We start from the raw sequence: 23,484 nt of genomic DNA on the forward strand, positions 1-23,484 counted from the left end.
TGGCGCTCGGTCACGAGTCGGGATGCAGGCGCCGGTAGCTCTCTTCGCCTGCAAGGACGAAGCGCAAGAACAGCAGTTCGACCTGGGCCCCGTTGCGCCCGTTGAAGGCCGAAACCATCTGGCGGTGGAAATCGACGAGCGTCTGGTGCGAGGCGGCGTCATGCAGCGTCGCGAGGCGGACGCATTGGATTTGAGCGATATAGCGCAGGATGGTCTCGCGCAGGGCCGTGTTAGGCACCCCCATGATCCAGATCCGGCGGATGTCCTCCGAGGCGGCGTAAAGCGCTTCCACGTCGCCCGATTCCAGCGTCTGTTCCGAGCGAGCAACAGCGGCGGCAAGTGCATCGAGGTCCGCCTCTGTCAGCTCGGCGGTGGCGAGCGCCGCAGCGCGCGGCTCTAGCAGCCGGCGAAGCTCGAAGATCTCGAGGATTTGCGGATGGCTCAGGTTTGGCAGCGCGAAGCCGCGGGTGGTGCTTTCAAGGTATCCCTCGTGGGTCAGCCGCATGAGCGCGTCCCGCACGGGCATCCGAGAAACCGCGAACTCCTCCGCGATTGCCAGGTCGATCAGCCGATCTTCATGAGAGATCTCGCCGCGCTGAAGCCGCCCGAGGTAGGTCTCGTAGATCGCGTCCTTAATGTGACGCTTTGGGCGCTCGGTCATCCTGCGTTCCATGCCAATCTGTATACTGATGTTGGCGTCATACTGGCCGTTTCCGCGTCATAGCGCAATAAATAAGCTTTAGACTTAAAGAAAATGTTTGAATCAGTATGCGGAAGGTGCAATCGATAGTCACACAGAACGACACGAATGTGCTTCACGCCACAACAGGAAGACACCATGACCACCAGAAGACTGACCCTTGCCGGCCTTGCCCTCACCGCCTTTGCTGCCCTTTCCGCCGCGCCCGTGCTGGCGGCGGACGCGCTGAGGATCGGCTCCTATCCCGCCAACCCGCCTTGGGAGTTCAAGAACGAGTCCGGCGACTTCGAAGGCTTCGAGGTCGACATCGTCGACGAGATCGCTGAGCGGCTCGACACCACCATCGAGATCACCGGCCTCGACTTCCGCGCGCTCTTCGTGGCCACGGCATCTGGCCGGGTCGACGCGGTCATCTCCTCCCTGAGCATCACCGAGGAGCGGCTGGAGGCACAGTCCTTTACCCAGCCCTATTTCTCTGGCGCGCTTGGTGTTGCGGCGAAGGCCGGCACCGATATCGCCAGCCAGGAGGATCTGCGCGGCAAGCGTGTCGGATCGATCGCGACGTCCTTCCCGGAAACCTGGATCAAGGAACGCGAAGACGAGCTGGGCTACAAGTCCTACGGCAGCTACGATTCCACCGCCAACCTGCTCACCGATCTGCGCAGTGGCCGGATCGATGTGGCCGTGAACGACATCGTCGGCCTGCGCTATGCCTTCACCCAGGCCCAAATGTCCGATCTTGAGGTCGCCTTCGACATCCCGACAGGTGACAAGTTCGCAATCATGATGCCGAAGAATTCCGATCATCTGCAGGCGTTCAACGATGCCATCTCTGAGATGAAGGAAGACGGCACCATGGCAACTATCTACGAAAAGTGGTTCGGTGAAGCCCCCGCAGAGGACAGTGTGACGGTGACCCCGCTGCCGATCCCGACTTCGGCTGAGTGATACACTTCCCCGGAAGGGCGCGCCGCGCCCTTCCGTCCGCCCAGCGGGACGATGAGTGCAGGCCGCACCGACCATGATCTACCGGAGCTAAATATGGAAATTCTCGATATTTTCTTTAATATCGATGTCATGAAGCGGGCCTTCCCGTTGCTCATGGAGGGGCTCGTCTACACGATCCTCCTGGGTGCGGCCTCGATCATTTGCGGGGGCATCCTGGGAGTTGTCGTCTGTCTGGTGCGGCTTTATTCGCCCAAGGCCCTGCGTTTGCTTGCGACTTTCTACATCGACGTCTTTCGCGCCATTCCGGCGCTGGTCGTGCTGATCCTTGTCTACTATGCGCTGCCCTTCGCCGGGATCGTGCTGTCTTCCTTCATGGCGGCGACGATCGCCCTGTCGCTGATCCTCGCGGCCTATACCGCAGAGGTGGTGCGTGCCGGGATCGAAGCCGTGCCGAAAGGCCAGTTCGAGGCCTCCGATGCCCTTGGCCTGTCTTTCGCGACCACGATGCGCAAGGTGATCCTGCCCCAGGCGTTCCGCATGATGATCCCGCCGCTGGCCTCCTACTGCGTGGCGATCATGAAGGACACCTCGCTGGCCTCGGTCGTGGCCATGGGGGATCTCCTCAAACAGGCCACCGACGCGCAGGCCCTCTTCGCCAATCCGACGCCCCTGCTGCTGGCCGCCGCGCTTTACATCGCGCTGCTCTGGCCGATGGTGCGTTTCACCGGCTGGCTGGAACAACGTTTCAAGCGTGGGTACCGCTGAGCGGCGCTCCGATCTGCCTGGACCCTTCCGGCGCCGGGCCCCAAATCTGAACTACAGGAGTGCATGATGGCCGAAGCCGCGGGCACCGGAGATGCATATCTTCTCTATCATTCCATCGGTCAGTACGATGGTAAACAGCAGGACATGACGGCCGGGCTCACCGAGTTCTCCGAGGTTTGGGCGGCCCCGAATGGCGAGCAATGGGGCGAGGTCCTCGGCAAGCGGCAGCGCTTCATCGACCTTTGGGCTGATCTCATCAACGCGCCAAGGGGCACCGTCGCCACCACAGAAAACGTCACCTCCGGGCTTATGTCCGTCATCGGCGCTCTGCCCGAGGGAACGTTGCGCGGCAAAAAGGTGCTGGTGGCCGAGGATGGCTTCCCGTCGCTGCACTTCCTTCTGACGGGTCTTGCCAAGCGCTTCGGGTTCGAGCTGGTCACCGTAGCGATGCGCCAGGGCAGCCCCTGGGTCGAGGAAGAGGACATGATCGCGGAGTGGGACGAGAACGTCGCGCTCGCGCTGCTGACATGGATCAGCTCGACCAGTTCCCACAGGCTCGATATTCCCCGGCTGGTCGCTCATGGCCGCGAGATGGGCACGATGATCGGGGTCGACCTGACCCAGGGTGCCGGCCTGCTGCCCTACGACGTGTCCACCCCGGCGGTCGACTTCGCACTGTCGACGAGCCTTAAGTGGATGTGCGGCACGCCTGGCGCCGGGATCATCTACGTGGATGCGAAGGTGCTGGCGACCTGCGAGCCTGAGCTGCGCGGTTGGTTCTCGCAGGAGAATCCTTTTTCCTGGGCGCTGGATTCCTTTGCCTTTGCCGAGGATGCGCGGCGCTTCAACAGCGGCACACCCAGCACCATCTCGGCGATCGCCAGCTTGCCGGCGATGGAATGGCGCATGAAGCAGGATGGGCCTGCGCTCGTTGCCCATAACCGGTCGCTGACGGATAAGCTGTTGGCCGGGCTAGATGACATGGGGCTTGCTCTAGTCAGCCCACGGGACGCGGAAAAGCGCGGTGGTAGCCTCATGGTCGCTCTGCCCGACGAGGTCGATGCGACGCAACTGGTGGCGGAACTGAGCGCACGCGACATCCACATGGACAATCGCAGCCAGATCCTGCGCATGTCCCCCGGTTTCATCACCACCGATGCGGGCGTTGAGAGAACGCTGCACGCCCTCGCGGACCTGATTGGATGAGAGGCGTAGTTCGCACTCTGGGCAATGAGACTGGATCCAAGGGCCTATCTTGTCCTTGGATCCATCGGTTCCGCTACTTGGCCCCCAGATGCGCCTCGAAGGCGCGGATAAGGCGGTCGTAAAACTCGGGTTGGCTGGTCATACGGCCAAAGGAGTGCCTAATGCCTTCGATGCGCAAAAAGGTTACTTCGACTCCCGCCGCATCCAGCGCATCGTGGAGATTCAGGGTGCGGTCAACGGGCGCCACTGGATCCTAAGTGCCCTGCACCAGGAGCACGGCCGAATTTCCGACCCGACCGATGGCATCTAGGACGAAGTTGAATTGATCCGCATTGGCCCGAAGCAAGCCCACACCGGCGTTAACGTCTCTTTGAGTTTTGGGAAAAGTTGCTTCGCCGATGATGCGTATTTTGCCCGAGTTGCCTAGTAGGCACTTCTACATGGAGCTTGGAGGGGTGGGCGCCGCAGGCCTTCAAATTCTTGCTTGGCTCTAGGAGTACCTTGAGGAGAACCATGCCTTTAGATTTCGATAGCTCCGGCGTTAGCTAGCGTATCCCAAATCTCATAGCCAAGGGGTCTGACGCTGCTGGTCGTCTTGGAGTGACCCAATGCCATATGGAATGCTGTAAATTTGGGCCACCTTTGTTCGGCGTATCGAGTGCGCGTCATAGGCGCTAGTCTTCAGCTGTGGATGTCGCCCGCACACGGACAATCCGCGGAGAATGGCGGGTCAAGATGTGAAGCCGTTCCTGAGAACTCCCACACCATAGCCATTGGCATCTGGCGAGATGTGGCGCTCGCGTCCTTTTCCGGCCGACGCTCCGGATCTTATTGCAGGCAGTGCGCATGTCGCGCGTAAACTCGGTTCTCCCCCGATTGATCCTCCGGTCCATCACGCTTGCCCATATCCACAACCCGACGTTGATCGGACCTCAAGCCAAGGCATGCATCGTTGCTTCCAAGATCGGCCTCGCCCCTTTGATGGGGTGGCCGGCGTCTGACCGGGTGAGCTTCAATGGCGTCGTGCCATTCTGAGTCTGAGCACCAATCCAAAGAGGGCCTGGATGTGGGGAGTGATTGAGTGTTTTCTGTTTGGTCGGGGCCTGAGCGTCGGGCACGCGCTCGCATTAAGGGTGCCCGGGGCCTTCAGCGGCAAGCTCTCTGACATGGCTACCCGAGATAGACCTTGCTTGCAGGATATCGAACCCTGGGCTTGGAGCGGGTTGCCAGGAAGAAGCCAAGTGTCAGCGGCCCAACCCTGCCCAGGAACATGACGGCGATGATCACCGCGCGCCCGAAGCCGTCCAGCTCCCCGGTGGTGCCGCGCGACAAACCGACCGTACCGAAAGCCGAGCTCACCTCGAAGGCAAGATCAAGGAAGTCTCCGTCGTGGGACAGCGTCACCAGGAAGATCGCGAAGAGAACGGTCATCAAGCTTACCATGGTCAGCGCCAGGACCTTCATGACCTCTTCGGCCCCGATGCTGCGCCCGAAGACATGCAGCTGCTGACTGCGCCTGAAGAAGGCGAGGGTGGCAAGCAACAGCACGATAAAGGTGGTGACCTTGATGCCGCCAGCGGTGGATGTGCTGCCGCCGCCGATCACCATCAGGGACATGAACATCATGGAGGTGCTGTCGTGGATGCCGCCGATGTCGACGGTGTTGAAGCCCGCGGTCCGGGTCGTCACGCCCTGAAACCAGCTGGCCCATAGCCTGTCGCCAATCCCGTCAAGCCCGCCGAGCGTTGCGGGGTTTGTCCATTCCAGCGCGGCAAAGGTCACCACGGACCAGACGACCAGCGCCAGCGTGCCGACCACCATGAGCTTGGTGTGCAGTGAAAACGCCCGCCAGCGGCGCTTGCCGTAAGCCTCGGTCACAACGATGAACCCCAGTCCTCCGAAGATGAACAGCGCCGGGATGGTCAGGTTGACCACGGGGTTGGCCACGTAGCGAGAAAGGCTGTCGGGGAAGAGCGCGAAGCCTGCGTTGTTGAAGGCCGAAACGGTATGGAACAGCGCCTGCCACAGCCCCTTGGACCAGCCGAATTCCGGCACGAAGACCACGGACAGCAACAGCACTCCCAGCAGTTCACAGGCAAGCACGGTCTTGAGGATCCCCTGGACCAGAACCAGCAGGTCGCTGATCGAGGTCTGGTTCAGATCCTCGCGCAGGAAGATGCGCTGAGAGATCGACACCGGCAGGCCCAGCATCGACAGCAGCAGCACGGCGAAGGTCATCAGCCCAAGCCCGCCCAGCTGGATAAGCACCATGATGACGCCTTGCCCGAACAGGGTGAACTGGCTGCCGGTGTCATAAATCACGAGGCCCGTCACTGTCACCGCAGAGGCGGCGGTGAAGATCGCATCGGACCAGCTGATCGGAGTCGCGGTCGCCGCGGGCAGCATCAGCAACGCGCCCCCAAGGGCGATCAGGATCGCATAGAGCGCGGCAAGGATGGCTGGCGGCGGCACCTGCATGCGCCATACCCCCCTGGAGCGCGCATGCCTGGACCCGCCGGGCCTGGACCATACGGGGCGCATGGGGTCAAAGACCGTCTGCGAAGCGGCGCAGGTTCTCTCTTCGCCCGAGAAGCAGCAGCTTGTCGTCGGTCCTGAGTTCGGTTTCACCGGCCTCGCACGGCACGTAATCGCTGCCGCGCATAAGCCCCAGGGCGCGCAGATCGTATTTGTCGGACAGGCCGACCTTGCCGATATGCGACCCGTCAAGGCTTTGGGGCACGCGGAAGTCGACGACGTGGAAGCCATTGCCCAGGCTCACGTAGTCGCGGACCAGCGGGTTGTGCAGCATCTGTGCAATGTGGCGGCCGATCTCCTGCTCGGGCAGGATAACGCGATCCACGCCAAGTTTGGACAGGATCCGGTGGTGGGTGCGGTTGATCGCCTTCGCCCAGACCGTGGACACGCCCAGCATCTTGACGTTCATGGTGCACAGGATGTTGGCATCCAGCTCTTCGCCGATCGCGACAAGCGCCACGTCGTAACTGCCCACACCGACCTCGCGCAAGGCTTGCTCATCGCGTCCGTCGGCGATCACCGCCTCGGCCAGCGTATCAGCCACGCGCGAGACATTGCTGTCCTGCAGGTCAATTCCAAGCACATGGTTCCCGAACCGCGCCAGCTCGGACGCGACGGTGGTGCCGAACGTGCCAAGGCCGATCACGGCGAAACTGCGAGCCTTCGTTTTGGGCATCCTGGCCTCCTTGAAGCCAGAAGGAGGTAGCTCTCGGCATCAAAGCTGTCAATTGGCAGACCAACGGCGCGCTCTTTCCTAGCGTCATCATCAGCAAAACGGCGCCGCTTGAGAACTTGACGGGAAGTCACTCGCATGGCCTTTTTCGGCCACAAGCTGCGCGTCGACTTGAGGCACTTAGGCTCAGGGCCCTTTCTTCTCTGCCGCCCGGCACGATTTATCGATCAAAAATAAAAGGTTATCTGATTGATATTCTTTGGCTGGTCAATGCGTAGATGGCACGCCTTTCTGCATGCTCCCAAAGCCCCAAGGTAATCCTCTCTACCGGCGTTCTCGCAGCGCTAGTCATTTTCTGGCCGTTAAGCCCAATGAGACATGAGCGTAGATCGCCTCACCTATGGGGCGTTCCAAAGTGGTGATACTGTCAAACACCTCGACTACTTGCCCGTCGGGCTCATGCGCTTCGCGCGGGTAATCCGTGATCTCGACCTCTGTCCAATCATGAAGGGCAAGGGCATTGGCGACGTCCCGCGCCTTGGGAAGCTGGATCTCCGGATCGCTCCATGCCCATGGGGCCAAGCTTCCGTGCCCCGCGATCAGAAGCAGGCCGCCCCTCCACAAGACGTTCCAACGCGGCAGAGGGCCTGCCATTGCTGGGTTGAGTCACCCCTGACCAATGCCGATCCCAAAAGCTCTCGGCGGTATCTGTCTCGAGTATAGTCGGTTTCATGTGTTTTCCCTTCCCATTTTGCGCAGGCTGTCGAGGCCAAGGAGAGCGAAGAGGATCGTTGGATAGAGACAGGCGGCGATCATGGCAGCCAAAGGGCCGCCCTTCGCCGAAAGCCCGAAGTAGATGCTTGATACGACCGCGATCCCCACGGCCACGCCAATCTGCTGAAAGGCCTGCAAGGCACCTGAGGCTGCTCCGGATTCCGCGGCGACGGCCGTCGTCATCACCGACTGGAACAAAGCCACGATGACCGTCCCCATCCCGAGCCCGCAGGTCAGCAGGGGCGCCGTCAGGTGCCATGGCGTGATACCTGCCCCGATCTGCCACAGCGCCAGCGCCGTCAGCGCCATCCCCGTCACAAGAAGCGCAGCTCCGACCCAGATCCGCCGAAGTAGCGGCCAGTCATTCAGGCGATATGCGTTCATTGAGGCGACCATGACCCCCACCGGGAACGTGGCCGTCGCAAGACCGCTCTGCAGCGGTGTCAGGCCGAGGGACGATTGCAGGTAGACTGTCAGCACAAGGAAGAAGCCCGGAATACCGGAAAACACGAACACGACGCGGGTTAATCCCTGCAGAAAAGAAGCATTTCTCAAGAGAACGGTGGGGATCAGAACCGCGAGACCGCGCTGGTCCCGCCGAAAAATGTGGCCGACCGTCAGTCCCGCCAGTGGCACGGCTGAGACCAGAAGTGCGATCATCGGCCAGGACCAGCCCATGGCGCGCCCTTCCACCAAGGGCAGTACAAGGCAGACCGTCGTCAGGGCAAAGAGGGCAGTGCCGATCCAATCCACCCTTTGTGACCCCACTCTGCCAGCGGGAACCGTGAGCACCGCGCCGACGATTGCCACGATCCCCAAGGGAACGTTCACGATGAAGATGACGCGCCAGTCCAGTCCCCAGGGATCAAGCGCGATCAGCCCGCCCCCTAGAACCGGGCCTGCCACTGAGGCGAGGCTCGACACGGAAGCGAAGATACCGAAGGCACGGGTTTTCTCTTCCGGTGGAAAGGTCACGTTCAGGATCGCCAGGACCTGCGGCACCATCATCGCCGCCGAAAGCCCCTGTGCCAGGCGGGCACCGATCAGCATCTCAATATTCACGGCCCCTGCGCAGGCCGCAGAGGCCAGGGTAAAGCCGATCATCCCCCAGACGAAAAGGTGCTTGCGCCCCCAACTGTCTCCGAACCGGCCCATGGGCAGCAGTCCCGCCGCCAGCGCCAGCACGTAAATCGCCGCCACCCATTGCAGCTGGGTCGGCGTGGCCCTGAGGTCGGACTGGATGCGGGGCAGGGCCACGGTGACGATGGTCACGTCGAGCAGATTGATGAAGCTGCCAAGGCAGAGGAAGCCCATGGCAAGCCATCGAGTACCTGATGAGGTCACGGTCATTTCGAACTCTGGTGTTTGGGGTGATTCTTTCGTAACATCGTATGACACGTTAATGGGTGAGAGGTCAACTCTCGCATCATCAAAAGTATCATGAGGAGCGTCATGAGAGCCGACAGTCGTCTTCCCCGCGTCCTGCACGCGCTGCTGCACATGGCCAAAATGGATCGCCCGGCAACGTCAGAGGAGATTGCCGTAATGTTGGGGACCAATGCCACCGTTGTGCGCCGAACACTTGCCGGGCTTCGGGATGCCGAGTTGCTCACTTCGACCAAGGGGCATGGCGGGGGATGGAGCCTGTCACGGCCGTTGACCGAAATGTCCCTGTTGGACCTTTACAGTGCACTCGGCTCGCCGGAGCTTTTCGCGATCGCTCCGGATGACGATCAGCCGTCTTGCCTGCTGGCTCAGGCGGCGAACACCGCCACGAATGACGCGCTTCACGCCGCGAGACAGGTGTTCGAAGATCGCCTCGCGGCTCTCACCGTCGCAGAAATCGTCAGGGCATAAGGCGGCGCGAGCAAGTGTTCGGACGCGAGGCACTCAGACGCGTGTACGCTCACAGATACTACGCTTCGCGCTGGCTCCCCCGAGTGGGAAAGCCAGCACGTTGAAAGGGGCGAAAGGATCGGCAGCCAATACTCGGAGGCTCGGCTGCCGACCTCAGGAGAGTGGAAGCAAGCTCCGGCTAAGTGTTCTCGGCAGCCTGGATGATCCCCGCACGCAAGATCGCAACCATCTCGTCGATCTGCTCTTTCGTGATGGTCAGCGGGGGTGACATGACACAGGAGTTGTAGATGGGCCGCACGAGCAACCCAAGTTCCTGGCAAGCAACATCGACCTTCGCGGTAAAGGCGCAGTCGCGGTCTTCATCGGGGGTATCGGCATCCAGCTCGCACTCGACTCCGGCCATGAGGCCAAGGACGCGCACATCGGTGACCACCGGCAGATCGCTCAGGGAGTTCATGGCCTTGGCGAAATAGGGGGCAATCTCGCGCACGTGCTCAAGCAGGCCGTCCCGCTCGAAGATATCAATGTTCGCCATCGCGCAGGCAGCGGAGGCCGGGTGGCCGGAGTAGGTGAAGCCTGAAGTGAATGCGCGGTATTCATTGGTGGTTGCGTTAATGTCAGCAATCAGGCGGTCCGAGATCAGGAGTGCGCCCATGGGCAGGTAGCCCGAGGTCATTCCCTTTGCTGTCGTGATCATGTCCGGGACAACGCCGAAGACGTCTTCGGATGCAAAATAATGCCCCAGCCGTCCAAAAGACGTCACGACTTCGTCCGAGATGAACAGGATGTCGTGCTTCTTGCAGACCTCGTAGCAGCGTTTGAAGTAACCGTCCGGAGCAACCACGACACCGCCTGATCCCATGACAGGCTCTGCGATGAACGCACCGATCTTGTCTGCGCCGACCTCCTCGATCTTCGCTTCCAGCTCTGCGATCAGCGTGTCGCAGAAGTCTTCGACGGACATGCCTTTCGGGCGGTCCTTCGGTTTGGGGCTTGAGATGAAGTTGGTCAGGCCCTTGGCCATATCCATGTGGGCTTTTTCGCTTTTCTTCCCCGACACGCTGCTGCTGAGGTAGGTGCTGCCGTGATAGCCGTTCACGCGGGCGATGATCTGCTTCTTCTCCGGCCGGCCAAGGCAGTTGTTGTAGAAGAACACGAAACGCAGCGCGGAATCGACGGCCGTAGAGCCCCCCGTGGTGAAGAAGATGTTGTTCAGATCTCCCGGAGAGATGCTGGCAATACGCTCCGCCAGTTTTGTGGTCATCGGAGCGGACATCGTCCAGGGCGAGAAATAAGGCAGCTCTTCCAATTGCTTTGAGACGGCCTCGATGATCTCGCGACGACCGTGGCCCACGTTGACACACCACATGCCGCCCGGACCATCGATCAGATCGTTGCCTTCGGAATCCCGAACATAGATGCCGGAGCTGTTTTCGAGAACGGTCGCGTCATCCTGGCCGAACGAGGTCACATCCTGCCACGGCCGAACAAGCTGACCATTCTGTACAGGTGCGTTCTTCAGGTCGTCTGCTGATGCTGTCATGCTGTGTCCTTGTGAGGTGCGAGGGCCGTATGGCTACCCCGGACTGTATCGCTGGCGCCTATTTTGTAGTCAATTAAAAAATTATATCTGACTATAATATTATATTGAAATGCACTTACGCCTGCAGCTACAAGTCTGCCATGGGTTTACGAGAACAACAGAAAGCTGAGCGCACACAGCTCATCCTTGATGCGGCAACGGAACTGTTTGGGCGCGAAGGGTTCGAAGCCGTGAAGGCTGAACACATTGCCGCGGCGGCTAAGCTCTCCGTCGGCACGCTCTACAATTACTTCCCGGGCAAGAACGAGATCCTGATGACGCTCATCGCGATCGAGAACGAGCGCCTGGAGGACATGGGGCAGAGGTTCGTGCCGGATTTCAGCGCTCCCGCCGAAGACATCCTCAGCGCGTTTCTTCTGCAGTATTTCGCGCCGGAATCCGTGATGTTGAACAGGGCGCTCTGGCGCAAGGGCTTCGCGATTTCTTTCGCCGATGTCACCTCGAAGGAGGCGCGGCGCTTGCGGCGCTCCGACCGCGTGCTGAGCGAACATGTGGTGGAGCTGACAACGGCCCTGCAAGAACGCGGGTTGCTGCGCGCAGACCTTGATTGCGTGATTTTCGGCAACACGCTGTTCAACAACGCGAACATGATGTTCCTCGACTTCACCCGTTCGGAAAATCGGACCTACCAGGATGTCACCGAAGGGATCGAGGCCATGACGCGGACCCTTGTGGCGCTTGCCCTTCCGGCAGGCGGGGCAGGGCGATGAGCCGTCGAATGCCGTTTGACGCCGATACGCGGCGTGGGCTGTCGCAGATCAGTCTTCCCTTCGCCTTCTCGATCCTGCTCCTGGCCGCGCCCCTTGCGCTCTTGCTTGCGATGAGCTTCTGGACGCAGGATTTCCTGACTTTGGACCGCACGCCGACAATCGCCAACTTTGTCGAGGTCTGGAATAGCCCGATCTACCGGACCTTGATGCTTCGGTCGCTGAAGATCTCTCTGATCGTGACCTTTCTGACGGTCAGCCTTGCCTATCCAGCGGCCTACTACATGTCCTTTGTCGCGCCGGACAACCGCAAGGCATTGCTGGTCTTTCTGATCACTATCCCCTTCTGGACATCCTACCTGATGCGCATCTTCCTGTGGAAGGTCATCCTTGGCTACAACGGCGTGCTCAACGAGTCCCTGATGGGGATCGGATTGATCAGGGAACCGCTGGACTTCATCCTCTACAACCAGTTTGCCGTTGCCCTGACGCTCAGCCATGCATGGCTTCCCTTTGCCGTCTTGCCGATCTTCGTGGTGATGGAGAAGGTGAACCGTTCCTACCTTGAAGCCGCGCAGGACCTTGGCGACACGCCGTTTCAGCGTTTCCGCCGGATCACGTTGCCGCTCTCGATGCCCGGAGTCGTCGCGGCGACGCTCATCGTCTTCATCCCGACGATCGGTGACTACGTCACGCCCAAACTGGTCGGCGGGTCGAGCGGGCTGATGATTGCCAACATGATCGAGGTTCAGTTCAAGAATGCCAACAACGCGCCGCTTGGCGCCACGCTTGCCTTGATGGCGCTTCTGCTGGTCTCAAGCGTGGCAGGCCTCTTTGTCTGGATCAATCGCCGCTATCTGAAAGAAGAGGGCGCAGCATGAGCAAACGCATACTGACGATCTTTATGATCGTGTTCGTCCTGTTCCTCTATGCGCCCACGCTGCTTCTGCCAATCTTCGCCTTCAACGACAGCAGCATCATTGCCTTCCCGCTGTCGGGGTTCACCCTCGACTGGTTCAAGTCACTGGCCGCAGCCGTCGAGCTGCGCAAGGCGGCCGTGACCAGCCTGACGATTGCCGTGACCAGCGCGGTCATCGCCACGATCCTTGCGCTCTTGGCGACATCCGCAACGGTCAGGTACCGGTTCCCCGGAAAGGGCGCGATGATTGGGACGATCATGCTGCCGATGTTCCTGCCCGAGATCATCATTGGCGTGTCCTTGTTGACCGTCGTGCTTCTCGCGGGGCTGGAGCTGTCGATCTACACGATCATCATGGGGCACGTGCTGATCTGCACTCCCTTCTGCATCGCCATCCTTCGGTCTTCTTTCCAGCAACTCGATCCCAGTCTGGAGGAAGCCTCGCTCGACCTCGGTGAATCCCGCCTCACGACATTCCGCCGGGTGACACTGCCGCTGATCATGCCCGGTGTGATCTCCAGCCTTCTGATCGCCTTCACGATATCGCTGGACGAATTCGTGATCGCCTTCTTCCTGTCAGGAACAAAGCCGACGCTGCCTGTCTACATCTGGTCGCAGTTGCGCTTCCCGCAGCGGATCCCCAGCGTCATGGCCCTCGGCACGCTCTTGTTGCTGCTGTCGATCATCCTCCTGACACTTTCGGAACTCCTGAGACGGCGCAGCGCGCGGCGGCTCGGCAAAGACATGGCCGGCGGAGCCTGGTGACAATGATCAAACTTACGAATATCCAGAAGTACTACGGCAGCTATCACGCGCTCCGCGATGTGAGCTGCCATATCAGGGAAGGGGAGTTCTTTTCCCTTCTCGGCCCATCGGGCAGCGGGAAGACCACGTTGTTGCGCACGATTGCGGGCTTTGAGGGGATCGACTCCGGCGACCTGATGATCGGAGGGCAGCCCATGAAGGGTGTGCCCGCCAACAAGCGCCCCACCAACATGGTTTTCCAGAGCTATGCAATCTTCCCGCACATGAGCGTGGCGCAAAACGTCGCCTACGGCCTGCGTGCCCAACGTCTGAGCAAGGCTGAAACCGCCAGCATGGTGTCCGAAGCCCTGGCGAAGGTCGGCTTGGCTGGCTACGGCGCCCGGGCGGCGCATGCGCTGTCGGGCGGGCAACGCCAACGGGTGGCCCTGGCGCGGGCGCTGATCCTCAAGCCGAAGGTCCTCCTGCTTGACGAGCCCATGTCTGCGCTGGACCGCAAGTTGCGCGAGGAAATGCAATCAGAGCTCAGGCACCTGCAGCGCAACCTTGGCATCACCTTCGTCCTGGTCACCCACGATCAGGAAGAGGCGCTGACCATGTCGGACCGCGTCGCCGTGATGTTCGAAGGCCAGATCGCTCAATTGGACACCCCGCAGGCGCTGTACAAGCAACCGGCGTCAAAACGTGTGGCGGAGTTCTTCGGCGCGATGAACATCCTCAGGGCCGACATCGTCGATGTGAAAGACGGCGTCGCAACTACGCGGATCGAAGGGCTGGGGACGGCAGACCTTCCGATGCCGCGGCAGGCCGATGCGGGCACAGCGCCGCCTTATTGCGCCGGGGTGCGCCCTGAGCTGATGACCATTCTGGATGATGGTGCGCAGTCCTATGAAAGGGAAACGGCGGCCACGGTCACGGATGTCGAGTACCGGGGCGAACTGACCTACTACGACGTGAAATTCCAAGGGTCCGACACCCCGGTCGTCGTGTCCATGCGCAACACCAGCAACCGCACACTCAAAACAGTCGGGCAACAAGTCCGCATCGGCTGGGAGAGCGCCTCGGCTGTTCTTCTGGTTGACCGATCCTGACACAACAGTGGAGAAGAACATGAAGTCACGCTTTGTAAAACTCACAACTGCGGTTTCTCTCGCCGCTCTGCCAACCCTCGCAAGCGCGCAGGATTTGGTCGTGCTGGACTGGTCCGGCTACGAAGATCCCGGCTTCATTGGTGAATATATTGAGAAGCACGGCAGCCCGCCCAACTACTCTTTCTTCGGCGAAGAGGAGGAAGCGTTCCAGAAACTGCGCGCGGGCTTCAAGGTCGACGTCGCGCACCCTTGCTCGCAGTCCGTCCTGAAATGGCAGATGGCCGGCCTTATTGAACCGCTGGACCCCTCGCGCATCGACCGCTGGGAAGACGTCAACGAAATCAAAGAGTCCTTCAAGATCGATGGCGAGTATTACATGCTGCCGACCGACTGGGGCACGACCTCTCTGATCTACCGTACTGATCTGGTTGATGCGTCCAAGATGGACAGCCTGCAGGTGTTCACGGACCCTGCTTATGCTGGACGCGTGTCCTTGCCCAACAACGTCGATGATGTCTACGCACTGGCGTTCCTGGCCACGGGCGTCACCGACTGGACCAATGCGACGCAGGAGCAGTTCGAAGCGGCCTCGGCATGGTTGCGCAAGGTGCACCCGAACGTTGTCACATACTGGGCGGACGGTGCTGAGCTGGCACAGCTCTTGACCACGGGCGAAGCCGCCATCGCATGGGGGTGGAACGAGACTCCCACCACGCTGGCCGGTGAAGGCGTCGCGGTTGCCAGTAATCGGGAGGCCGCCGAAGGATCCTCATCTTGGTTCTGCGGTTACGTGAATGTCGCGGACGGACCAAACTCCGAAGACGCGATGTATGACTTCTTTAATGCCTGGATGGACCCTGCATCGGCCGAGTACATCGTGGAGGCATGGGGCTACGGCAATGGCAATCAGGCCGCGATGAAGGCCTTGGGGGGTGACGTGCTGGACGGCGTCGGCCTTGGGCCGGTCTCTGCGCCGGTGCTGGCGCAATCGCCGCTGGACAACCGGTTGCGAGAGCAGATGATCTCCGAATTCGAGAACATCAAGGTGGGTTTCTGAACCACCTCGAGCTTGAGAACGTGGGGCGCTGTTGCGCGGCCCACGCATTCTTGAACTGCCCCTTTAGAGGCTGGAAATCGCCTCTGGGCTGGCGGGTAAACGTCTCAAAGCATGGCATTGAGCTGTTGTCTGCACCCTGCTCAGCAACAAAAGATCAGGCATTTCGTCGCTATTAAGGCGCGTGCTTCATTGCCTCCTTTAGCTCGTCCCATTGGGTAAATCCCTAAACGACCGCCCTCGTTTCTGGGCCTCGGCGCAGAGGTAAGGGAGAGCCTGCCATTGCCGTGACGCTTGCACTCGGAGGGGAAGAGCCTCGGTTTCGCAGAGCGCCCCTCGAGCATCTTGCCGATTCACTCCGCACTCCTGTCCAGCCGGGTCAGCGGCACAATGCGGATCGGGCAGGGCCTTCCCCTCTCCGTCATCCTTGCCTCGGAATCGGCGAAGAAAGGGGCCACGACATGCGGGGCAAGGCCATCCTTTGAAGCCGCCACGCCCTCCCGGCGCGCATAACTCCTCAACGAAGAAACCTTGCAGCCGTCCAAAGAACCCTGTAGCGCAATTCCGACAAAAAACCTCAACAAGAGATTCCTGATATGTCGAACACGCTGACCCTCGCCGCTGCAATTTCCGCGCTGGCCGTTTCGGCCGCTGCGGCGCAGGCGCAAACGAGCTACCCGCTGACGATCGAGAACTGCGGCCAGACGGTCACATTCGAGCAGGCGCCGCAGAATGCCGTGGCCCTGGGCCAGAACAGCGCAGAGATCATGCTGCTCCTGGGACTTGAGGACCGGATGGCGGCAACCGCCTTCTGGCCCAACTCGGTTCTGCCCGAGGTGGCTGAGGCCAATGACAAAGTCGAACTTCTTACGGTCGAATTCCCGACGCTGGAATCGGTGCTGTCCAAGCAGCCCGACTTCGTGGCAGCGATGCTGACCACGCTGCTTGGCCCGGACAGCAAGGTTGCCAAGCGCGCGGATTTCGAAGAGCTGGGCGTGCCCTCCTACCTGTCGCCAAGCGCCTGTTCGACCACGCTGGACGCAAACGATGCCTATGGCTCCCGCGAGGAGCTGTGGAGCATGGACCTGCTCTATAAGGAAATCCAGGACCTGGCGCAGATCTTCGACGTCACCGAGCGGGGCGATGCGCTGATCGCGGACTTCAAGGCCCGTGAGGCAGCCCTGCGCGAGGAATTCGCAGAAAACGAGGACCTGACGTTCCTCTTCTGGTTCTCCAGCGCTTCGCCGGCAGATGACGCATATCTTGGCGGTGGCAACGGGCCGTCGGGCTACATCGCGGACATCCTTGGCGGCTCCAACGCCATCACGACCGAGGCCGACTGGCCCGCCGTCGGCTGGGAGGGCATCATGGCCGCCGATCCCACCGTCTTCGTCGCCGCCCAGGTCGACCGCAACCGCTGGGACCTGGACACCGCCGATAACAAGATCGCCTTCCTGGAATCCGATCCCACCGTCAGCCAGATGGAGGCCGTGCGCGAAGGCCGGATCGTGGTCATGAGCGGCGCCGCAATGAACCCAAGCATCCGCACGCTTTATGGTGCCGAGCAGGTGGCCGAGCAGCTCAAGGCGCTCGACCTCAAGTGATGGGGCCCGAACGAACAGAGGGCGGGGCCGGACGGCTCGCCCTCTTCCTCTGTCTTTCCGGGCTCGTCCTGGCCTTCGCCGTCGCCGCCGCGACGGCAATTGGCGATTACAACATTGCCCTGCGTACGGTCTTCCTGTCTGTCACCAACGAGCTGGGACTGACCGGGGCCGAGATCGCGCCGATCGAACAAAGCGTGGTCTGGAACCTGCGCCTAAGCCGGGCTTTGGTGGCGGCGCTGGCGGGGGCAGGTCTGGCGATTTGCGGGGCGATCCTTCAGGCGCTGCTGCGCAATGCGCTGGCCGAACCCTTCGTGCTGGGCGTCTCTGCCGGGGCCTCAACCGGGGCGGTCTGCGTGATCGTGCTGGGCATTGGTGCGGGCGGGCTGTCGTTGTCTCTTGGCGCTTTCGCCGGGGCTTTTGCCGCCTTCGCGCTGGTGGCACTGCTTTCCAATGGCGCGACGAGCGGGCCGAACCACACCACTCTGGCAGGGTTGGCAGCCTCGCAGCTTTTCAATGCGCTGACTTCCTACATTGTCACGACCTCTGGCAATGCGCAGCAGGCGCGGGACGTGATGTTCTGGCTCCTGGGCAGCTTCGGCGGCGTGCGCTGGCCGGACTTCCAGCTGCTGCTGCTCGTCGTGGTCTTCTGCCTGGCCGTCTGCATCTGGATGGCGCGCTCGCTTGACGCCTTTACTTTCGGAGACGAGGACGCGGCCTCGCTCGGCGTGCCGGTGGGGCGCATCCGGCTGGTGCTTTTCGGTGTGACCGCGCTGCTGACCGCGACCATCGTCAGCATGGTCGGCGCCATCGGTTTCGTCGGCCTCGTCGTGCCCCATGCGGCGCGCTACGTGGTGGGCCCGCTGCACCTGCGCCTGCTGCCGGCCTGTGCCGTGGTTGGCGCTGTCTTCATGGTCATCGCCGATATCGTCTCTCGGGTCATCGCCACCCAGCAGACCGTGCCCATCGGGGTCGTCACGGCACTGGTCGGCGTGCCCTTCTTCGCCATCATCCTCTACCGTGCGAGGCCGCAGACATGAGCGTGATTGCGCAGAACCTGAGCTGGGGAGTACGGCGCCGGACCATCGTGTCGGATGTCTCTCTGACCGTCGCGCCGGGGCAAACCCTTGGACTGATCGGACCCAACGGTTCGGGCAAGTCCTCCCTGCTACGGTTGCTGGCGGGGCTGCGCCGACCGGCCTCGGGGCAGGTCGAGATCCATGGCCGCAACATCGCGCAGATACCGCGCAAGGCGCTGTCGCGCGAGGTGGCCTTCGTCCAGCAGAGTGCGGCGACTGACACCAATGTCACCGTGGCTGATGTGGTTCGGCTTGGCCGGACGCCGCATCGCTCCGCCCTTGCCGGCTGGTCCGAGGCCGACGAGGCCGCGGTGACGGAGGCGCTTGACCGCGTCGGCATGACGTCGCGCCGCAGGCAGGCCTGGCAGACGCTGTCGGGCGGAGAGCGTCAGAGGGTGCATATCGCCCGCGCCCTTGCGCAGGCACCGCAGGTGATGTTCCTCGATGAGCCGACCAACCACCTCGATATCCACCACCAGATCGAGATCCTGCGCATGGTGCGCGACCTCGATCTGACCAGCATCATCGCTTTGCATGACCTCAACCTTGCCGCCATGTACTGCGACCGGATCGTGGTGTTGCAGGGGGGCTCTGTCTGTGCCTGCGGCACGCCCGAAGAGGTCCTGACGCCGGATCTGCTGCGCGATGTCTTCCGGGTCTCGGCGCATATCGACGCCTCGGCAGATGCGGGCCGCCCGCATATCCGCTTCACCACGGAATGACCGAGCGCGCCTGCCGGATGACGTGGCGCGCCTTCGGAGTCCCAACGAGGGGCCCTTCCTCTCTCTCCCATATCCAGGATGTCATGCCATGAGGGCACCGCTCAACTCCGCCTCCCGCCCCGCCTCGAATGAACGGCTCGGGGTCATCCTGCGTATCCTGTCTACCCTGGCCTTTGCCCTGATGGGGGCCTGCATCAAGGCGCTTGGCGACAGCGTGCCGCTCGGCCAGGTGGTCTTCTTCCGCTCTGCGGTGGCGCTGCTGCCGCTCGTGGCCTACCTCCACTGGTGCGGCGACTGGCCGGGCGGGTTGAGGACCTCGCGCCCGCTGGGCCATATCGGGCGTTGCCTGATGGGAGCGGCGGCGATGTTCACCTCCTTTGCGACGATCCGGCTGCTGCCGCTGGCCGAGGCGACGATGCTGTCCTACCTCGCGCCGGTGATGCTGGCGCTGCTGGCCTGGGCCCTGCTGGGAGAGCAGCTGACAGCGCGCCGGATCGCCGGCGTGGCGCTTGGCCTGTCCGGAGCGGCGGCCTTCTGCCTGCCGGCCTTCGCCGGCGTGCTGCCCGACGCGGGCGGCCTGGGGGTGGTGCTGGGTCTGGTCACCGCCGTGCTGACCGCCGGAGCGCTTCTGCAGGTGCGCCACCTGACCATGCTGGGCGAGGGGGCCGGGGCCATCGCCTTTTGGTTCGCCGTCATCTCGGCGATCGGCGGCTTGGCGACATTGCCTTTGGGCTGGGTCTGGCCCACTCCGACGGGGCTCGCGCTGCTGATCGCGACCGGCCTCGCAGGCGGCCTTGCACATATCCTGATGACGCTGTCCTTTGCCCATGCGGATGCATCGGCCCTGGCGCCATTTGAATACCTGTCGGTTCTCTGGGCGGTGGTTCTGGGGTTTGCCTTCTTCGCAGAGGTGCCCGGTCTGGCGTTCCTTCTTGCCGGCCCACTGGTCTTGGCCGGGGCATTCATCGCGCGGCCTGCTCGGCTGCGGTAGGGAAGGGCGCAAAGCCATTTCACGGATCAGCGGGAGCCGATCTGGGACGCACATAATGCGTGGGCGGAGAGGCCGAAGCGCTGGTGCAGGATCCTCATGTCGCCCCCCCCCACAAAAGTAGGGGTCGCCTGTGCTTGGCCGAGCTGCCTTGCCCAGGTCACCTCGTACCTGAAGAAACAAAAACGCCGCCCCGTCCGTGGAGGCGACGTTCTTGATTGGTGTCTGTTGAAGGGATCCGTCAGGCCATGAAGCGTTATGCCGAAGGCATGCCCTGCATCAGGAAGTAGTAGGACAGGCCGGCAGGCAGAAGGCTGGCGTACCAGCTGATGCCAGAGAACAGCAGCGCCGCGAGGACACCGATGGCCATGGCAAAGACCGCGGCCCAGTTCACGCCCTTGTAGGGGCCGTCCTCGTCGTAGAGCTTCTCAAGGTCCAGCGTTTGCTTGCGCAGCACGAAGTAGTCCACCACCAGGATCGCGAAGATCGGGCCAAGGAAGGCGGAGTAGGTCTGGATGAACAGGTTCAGGCCGGCAGCGGATTCATCTTTCACCAGTTCCCAAGGGAAGGTGGCAAAGGCCAGCAGGCCGACCAGTACGGCGGACGTCTTGAACTCGATCTTGAAAACATCCATCAGCGCATAGGCAGGGGGCACGACGTTGTTCAGGATGTTCGTCGTGACCTGCGCAAAGGCGATGAACAGCAGGGTGATGACCAGCAGCAGCTTGTTGTCCACCGCGCTGGAGAAGACCTTGATCGGGTCGACTTCGCCGGTTGCCCCGGACACCATCAGGCCGATCAGCCCCATGAAGAGCGTCGCGGGCAGGATCGAGTTCGCGTATATCGCGACCTGGCGCACCGGCCCGACGTTGTGGCGCAACTCGCGCGAGTAGTCGGACACGTTCAGCATCATGGTGGAATAGATGCAGAGGAATAGCATGGTGGCGCCCCAGAACGGCGCCCCCCAGGTGCCTTCGACGTTGATCAGATTGGTCGAAATCTCATCGCCGTATTTGCCGATCACGCTGAAGAACATGTAGATCAGCGAGCCGATAATGAAGACCGAGCCAATGTTCTCAAGCCATTTGATGCCGTGGAAGCCCAGGACCGACAGGCCGATCTGCAGGAACTGGAACCCGACAAAGAAGACGACGATGTTCGAATAGCCGAAGAGGGTTTCCGACACGAGGTTGAGCGCCCCTGCGCCGATCCAGCTTTGGAAGCCGAACCACACGATCGCCGGGACCGACCGTACCAGCGCCGGCAGCCGCGTGCCCGCAAATCCGAAGGCGGGTCGCGCCTGCTCCATGCAGAGTCTGCCCGAAACAGAAATCGTTGAATCGATCCTGAACGCCATCGCAGAGCAACGCCTGCCCGCCGGAACAAAGCTTGGCGAACAGGCGCTTAGCGACATGTTCGGCTGCAACCGGGCGAATGTCCGGCGTGCCCTGGCCTCCCTTGCGGCGCAACATGTCGTCGAACTGTGGCCGAATCGCGGCGCCTTTGTCATGACCCCTTCGCCGAAGGAGGCCCGCGACGTGTTCCAGGCACGTCGCGCGATTGAGCGCACCATTGCGCGCGCCGCTGCGGGGCAGGCCAGCCCCGAAGACATCCGTTTCCTGCGCCAGAACATCCGCGAAGAGGCGCACGCCCGCGAAACCCGCGACAAACCCGCAGAGCTGCGCGCCTCGCGCGATTTTCACATGCGGATTGCGCAGGTCGCCGACAACGAGGTGCTCGACCGCTTCCTGTCCGAGCTGACCATGCGCAGTACGCTGATCCTGGGGCTATACGCCCGGCATGGCACTTCCTCCTGTGCGGAGGACGAACATGCCCGCATCGTCGATGCGCTGGAGCGCGGCGACCAGGAGGAGATGGTGGCCCTGACAGACCGCCACCTTCGTCATCTCGAAGCGGACCTGGACTTCGACTCGCAACCCAGGGCGGCGATGACGCTACAGGATCAGCTGGCCCCCCGTGGAGGGCGTTCGCAAGAGGCCTGACCGCGCCGTGAAGGGGATGCTGTTTGAGCTGTTGGTTCGGTGCGGGCGGGGAGAAATAGGCGGACGTATCAAGAAAGACGGAACAATGCGGGCGCCGGCCTTCGTCCCGCCACCGCGGCGCCCAGCCGGACGATGCGGATATCGTCCGGCCGCTTCCCCCTGATCTTTTTGGCATTGAGCGCGCGGGGGCGGCCTCCATTCAGGCCCGGGTGACACAGCCGGAATAGGCGCGATTGGTTTCGCGCCTATTCCATTGGCTCGGTCAGATGGAGCTCAAGCTCACCGGGGCGCGACAAAGCGTGGTAGTCGAGCGCCGCATGTGGAACGGTTTTTCCCGGTCTCGACCAGAGCCATGCTGTGCGGCTCCTCCGTCATCCCTTCGGATCGGAACGCGCGGACATGCGGCGGGCCATATCGATCATCCGGGCGGAAAAGCCCCATTCGTTGTCGTACCAACCCAGCAGCCGCAGCTGGCGCGGGCCGGTCATCATGGTTTCGGGCAAAGCCACGATCAGGGATTCAGGCCGCGCGCGCAGATCGGTGGACACGCAGGGATCCTCGGTCAGCCCGATCAGAGACGTTTCCGCCAGTGCTTCTCGCAGGAAGTCATTGACCGGCTGTTGGATGTCTTCGTGGGTGTGGATTACCGCGTCGATGGCAGAGACGGACAGGCAGGGCACGCGCACGGCGGCGATGCTCAGCCGGTCGTGAAATTCCGGCAGCACGCCGGTGACCTGGGCCGCGGCACTGGTGGTGGTCGGGATCATCGACACGGCCGCCGCACGCGAGCGTTCCGGCGATGGTCCCGGTGCATCCACAGTGGGCTGGCTGCCGGTATAGCAGTGGATCGTTGTCACATGCGCGGTCTTGATCCCAAGACCGAGGTCGAGAAGCCGCAGCAGCGGTGCGATGGCATTGGTGGTGCAGGAGGCGTTCGAGACGATGCGCGCATCGCCCAGCTCCTGATCGTTCGCGCCAAGTACGATAGTCCGGTCAGCAGCGGCAGAGGGGCCCGAGACCAGAACGGCCGCGGCGCCTGCGTCCAGCCCGGCTTCGGCAATGTCACGTCTGGTTGCGCGCCCAGTGCATTCCAACACAACGTCCACCCCGCTCAGATCCAGCGAGCGCAAATCGGGGTGTTGGCTGAAGGCGATACGGCGTCCGTTGACTTCGATCCAGCCCGGCCCGGTCGTAACGTTGGCGGGGAGGGCGCCATAGACACTATCGTAGCGCAGCAGGTAGGCGCAGGTATCCAGGCTGGCGATATCGTTGATGCCGACGATGTCGAGACCTGTGTCGCCTGTCAGGATCTGGCGGAACAACGTCCGCCCAATGCGACCGAAACCATTGATGAAAACGCGGGTCATACTGGACCTCCGTACATGTGAACGCGCGCAGGCAGCCAAGCCGTCAGCACGCCAGTGGCGTGGGTCGCGACAAACACCTGCCTGCAGAATGGTCTCTGCATCCTCAGCGTCGGGAAGTACAGAATCCAAA

23 protein-coding genes are annotated in these 23,484 nt (G+C 61.9%); 15 read left to right on the forward strand and 8 right to left on the reverse strand.

The window, feature by feature from the left end; all coding sequences use genetic code 11:
- Window positions 1-10 precede the first annotated feature (10 nt).
- Complete coding sequence (locus HCZ97_RS08745) at window positions 11-661, reverse strand: GntR family transcriptional regulator (protein WP_167688318.1); 651 nt, start codon at window positions 659-661, stop codon at window positions 11-13.
- A gap of 177 nt (window positions 662-838) precedes the next feature.
- Between HCZ97_RS08745 and HCZ97_RS08750 the strand changes: the two genes are divergently transcribed.
- From HCZ97_RS08750 to HCZ97_RS08765, 4 genes are all read left to right on the forward strand, one after another.
- On the forward strand, window positions 839-1,648 hold the full coding sequence (locus tag HCZ97_RS08750; protein ID WP_167688319.1) for an ABC transporter substrate-binding protein: 810 nt from the start codon (window positions 839-841) through the stop codon (window positions 1,646-1,648).
- Between the two features lie 93 nt (window positions 1,649-1,741).
- Entirely contained in the window at window positions 1,742-2,413 is a 672-nt protein-coding gene (locus HCZ97_RS08755; protein ID WP_167688320.1) for an amino acid ABC transporter permease, read from the forward strand.
- A 66-nt stretch (window positions 2,414-2,479) separates the two neighbouring features.
- Entirely contained in the window at window positions 2,480-3,619 is a 1,140-nt protein-coding gene (locus HCZ97_RS08760) for an aminotransferase class V-fold PLP-dependent enzyme (RefSeq protein ID WP_167688321.1), read from the forward strand.
- Window positions 3,620-3,707: 88 nt separating this feature from the next.
- Window positions 3,708-3,929 (forward strand): hypothetical protein, encoded by a 222-nt coding sequence (locus HCZ97_RS08765; RefSeq protein ID WP_217701755.1) that lies wholly within the window; start codon window positions 3,708-3,710, stop codon window positions 3,927-3,929.
- Between the two features lie 860 nt (window positions 3,930-4,789).
- Here the strand turns inward: HCZ97_RS08765 and HCZ97_RS08770 are convergent.
- The 4 genes from HCZ97_RS08770 to HCZ97_RS08785 form a co-directional block, all read right to left on the reverse strand.
- A complete protein-coding gene (locus tag HCZ97_RS08770) occupies window positions 4,790-6,097 on the reverse strand; it encodes a TrkH family potassium uptake protein (RefSeq protein WP_175581675.1) in 1,308 nt (435 codons plus the stop codon).
- A gap of 67 nt (window positions 6,098-6,164) precedes the next feature.
- Window positions 6,165-6,830: a TrkA family potassium uptake protein gene (locus tag HCZ97_RS08775; protein WP_167688323.1), complete on the reverse strand. Its 666-nt coding sequence runs from the start codon at window positions 6,828-6,830 to the stop codon at window positions 6,165-6,167.
- A gap of 345 nt (window positions 6,831-7,175) precedes the next feature.
- Window positions 7,176-7,409, reverse strand: coding sequence for a hypothetical protein (locus tag HCZ97_RS08780; protein ID WP_167688324.1), 234 nt, complete (start codon window positions 7,407-7,409; stop codon window positions 7,176-7,178).
- A gap of 147 nt (window positions 7,410-7,556) precedes the next feature.
- Window positions 7,557-9,101 (reverse strand): MFS transporter, encoded by a 1,545-nt coding sequence (locus tag HCZ97_RS08785; protein WP_368484340.1) that lies wholly within the window; start codon window positions 9,099-9,101, stop codon window positions 7,557-7,559.
- Between HCZ97_RS08785 and HCZ97_RS08790 the strand changes: the two genes are divergently transcribed.
- Window positions 9,102-9,458, forward strand: coding sequence for an Rrf2 family transcriptional regulator (locus tag HCZ97_RS08790; RefSeq protein ID WP_254871426.1), 357 nt, complete (start codon window positions 9,102-9,104; stop codon window positions 9,456-9,458).
- Window positions 9,459-9,636: 178 nt separating this feature from the next.
- On the opposite strand, the gene HCZ97_RS08795 is transcribed toward HCZ97_RS08790, so the two are convergent.
- A complete protein-coding gene (locus HCZ97_RS08795) occupies window positions 9,637-11,001 on the reverse strand; it encodes an aminotransferase (protein WP_167688326.1) in 1,365 nt (454 codons plus the stop codon).
- Window positions 11,002-11,141: 140 nt separating this feature from the next.
- Here HCZ97_RS08795 and HCZ97_RS08800 point away from each other — a divergent pair, with 140 nt between their 5' ends.
- The 9 genes from HCZ97_RS08800 (at window position 11,142) to HCZ97_RS08840 (ending at window position 19,987) form a co-directional block, all read left to right on the forward strand.
- Complete coding sequence (locus HCZ97_RS08800; RefSeq protein WP_167688327.1) at window positions 11,142-11,771, forward strand: TetR/AcrR family transcriptional regulator; 630 nt, start codon at window positions 11,142-11,144, stop codon at window positions 11,769-11,771.
- A gap of 8 nt (window positions 11,772-11,779) precedes the next feature.
- Window positions 11,780-12,649 (forward strand): ABC transporter permease, encoded by an 870-nt coding sequence (locus tag HCZ97_RS08805; protein WP_254871427.1) that lies wholly within the window; start codon window positions 11,780-11,782, stop codon window positions 12,647-12,649.
- Window positions 12,646-13,452, forward strand: coding sequence for an ABC transporter permease (locus HCZ97_RS08810; RefSeq protein ID WP_167688329.1), 807 nt, complete (start codon window positions 12,646-12,648; stop codon window positions 13,450-13,452). The genes HCZ97_RS08805 and HCZ97_RS08810 overlap by 4 nt, the downstream gene beginning before the upstream one ends.
- A gap of 2 nt (window positions 13,453-13,454) precedes the next feature.
- Window positions 13,455-14,540: an ABC transporter ATP-binding protein gene (locus HCZ97_RS08815; protein ID WP_167688330.1), complete on the forward strand. Its 1,086-nt coding sequence runs from the start codon at window positions 13,455-13,457 to the stop codon at window positions 14,538-14,540.
- A 7-nt stretch (window positions 14,541-14,547) separates the two neighbouring features.
- Window positions 14,548-15,597, forward strand: a complete 1,050-nt coding sequence (locus tag HCZ97_RS08820) for a PotD/PotF family extracellular solute-binding protein (RefSeq protein WP_368484341.1) — start codon at window positions 14,548-14,550, stop codon at window positions 15,595-15,597.
- Between the two features lie 593 nt (window positions 15,598-16,190).
- Window positions 16,191-17,198 (forward strand): ABC transporter substrate-binding protein, encoded by a 1,008-nt coding sequence (locus HCZ97_RS08825; protein ID WP_167688332.1) that lies wholly within the window; start codon window positions 16,191-16,193, stop codon window positions 17,196-17,198.
- Complete coding sequence (locus HCZ97_RS08830) at window positions 17,198-18,235, forward strand: iron ABC transporter permease (RefSeq protein WP_167688333.1); 1,038 nt, start codon at window positions 17,198-17,200, stop codon at window positions 18,233-18,235. The genes HCZ97_RS08825 and HCZ97_RS08830 overlap by 1 nt, the downstream gene beginning before the upstream one ends.
- Entirely contained in the window at window positions 18,232-18,996 is a 765-nt protein-coding gene (locus HCZ97_RS08835; RefSeq protein ID WP_167688334.1) for an ABC transporter ATP-binding protein, read from the forward strand. The genes HCZ97_RS08830 and HCZ97_RS08835 overlap by 4 nt, the downstream gene beginning before the upstream one ends.
- An 88-nt stretch (window positions 18,997-19,084) precedes the next feature.
- Window positions 19,085-19,987 carry a DMT family transporter gene (locus HCZ97_RS08840; protein WP_167688335.1) on the forward strand — a complete coding sequence of 301 codons (903 nt, stop codon included), beginning with the start codon at window positions 19,085-19,087 and terminating at the stop codon, window positions 19,985-19,987.
- Window positions 19,988-20,240: 253 nt separating this feature from the next.
- Here HCZ97_RS08840 and HCZ97_RS08845 read toward each other — a convergent pair whose 3' ends face one another.
- Window positions 20,241-21,293: an NCS1 family transporter gene (locus tag HCZ97_RS08845; RefSeq protein WP_254871428.1), complete on the reverse strand. Its 1,053-nt coding sequence runs from the start codon at window positions 21,291-21,293 to the stop codon at window positions 20,241-20,243.
- Between HCZ97_RS08845 and HCZ97_RS08850 the strand changes: the two genes are divergently transcribed.
- On the forward strand, window positions 21,292-21,987 hold the full coding sequence (locus HCZ97_RS08850) for a GntR family transcriptional regulator (RefSeq protein WP_167688336.1): 696 nt from the start codon (window positions 21,292-21,294) through the stop codon (window positions 21,985-21,987). The genes HCZ97_RS08845 and HCZ97_RS08850 overlap by 2 nt on opposite strands.
- 371 nt (window positions 21,988-22,358) lie before the next feature.
- On the opposite strand, the gene HCZ97_RS08855 is transcribed toward HCZ97_RS08850, so the two are convergent.
- Window positions 22,359-23,354: a type I glyceraldehyde-3-phosphate dehydrogenase gene (locus HCZ97_RS08855; RefSeq protein ID WP_167688337.1), complete on the reverse strand. Its 996-nt coding sequence runs from the start codon at window positions 23,352-23,354 to the stop codon at window positions 22,359-22,361.
- Between the last annotated feature and the right edge of the window lie 130 nt (window positions 23,355-23,484).

Source organism: Pseudooceanicola sp. HF7 (genome assembly GCF_011806405.1).
Classification (GTDB): Bacteria; Pseudomonadota; Alphaproteobacteria; order Rhodobacterales; family Rhodobacteraceae; genus Pseudooceanicola.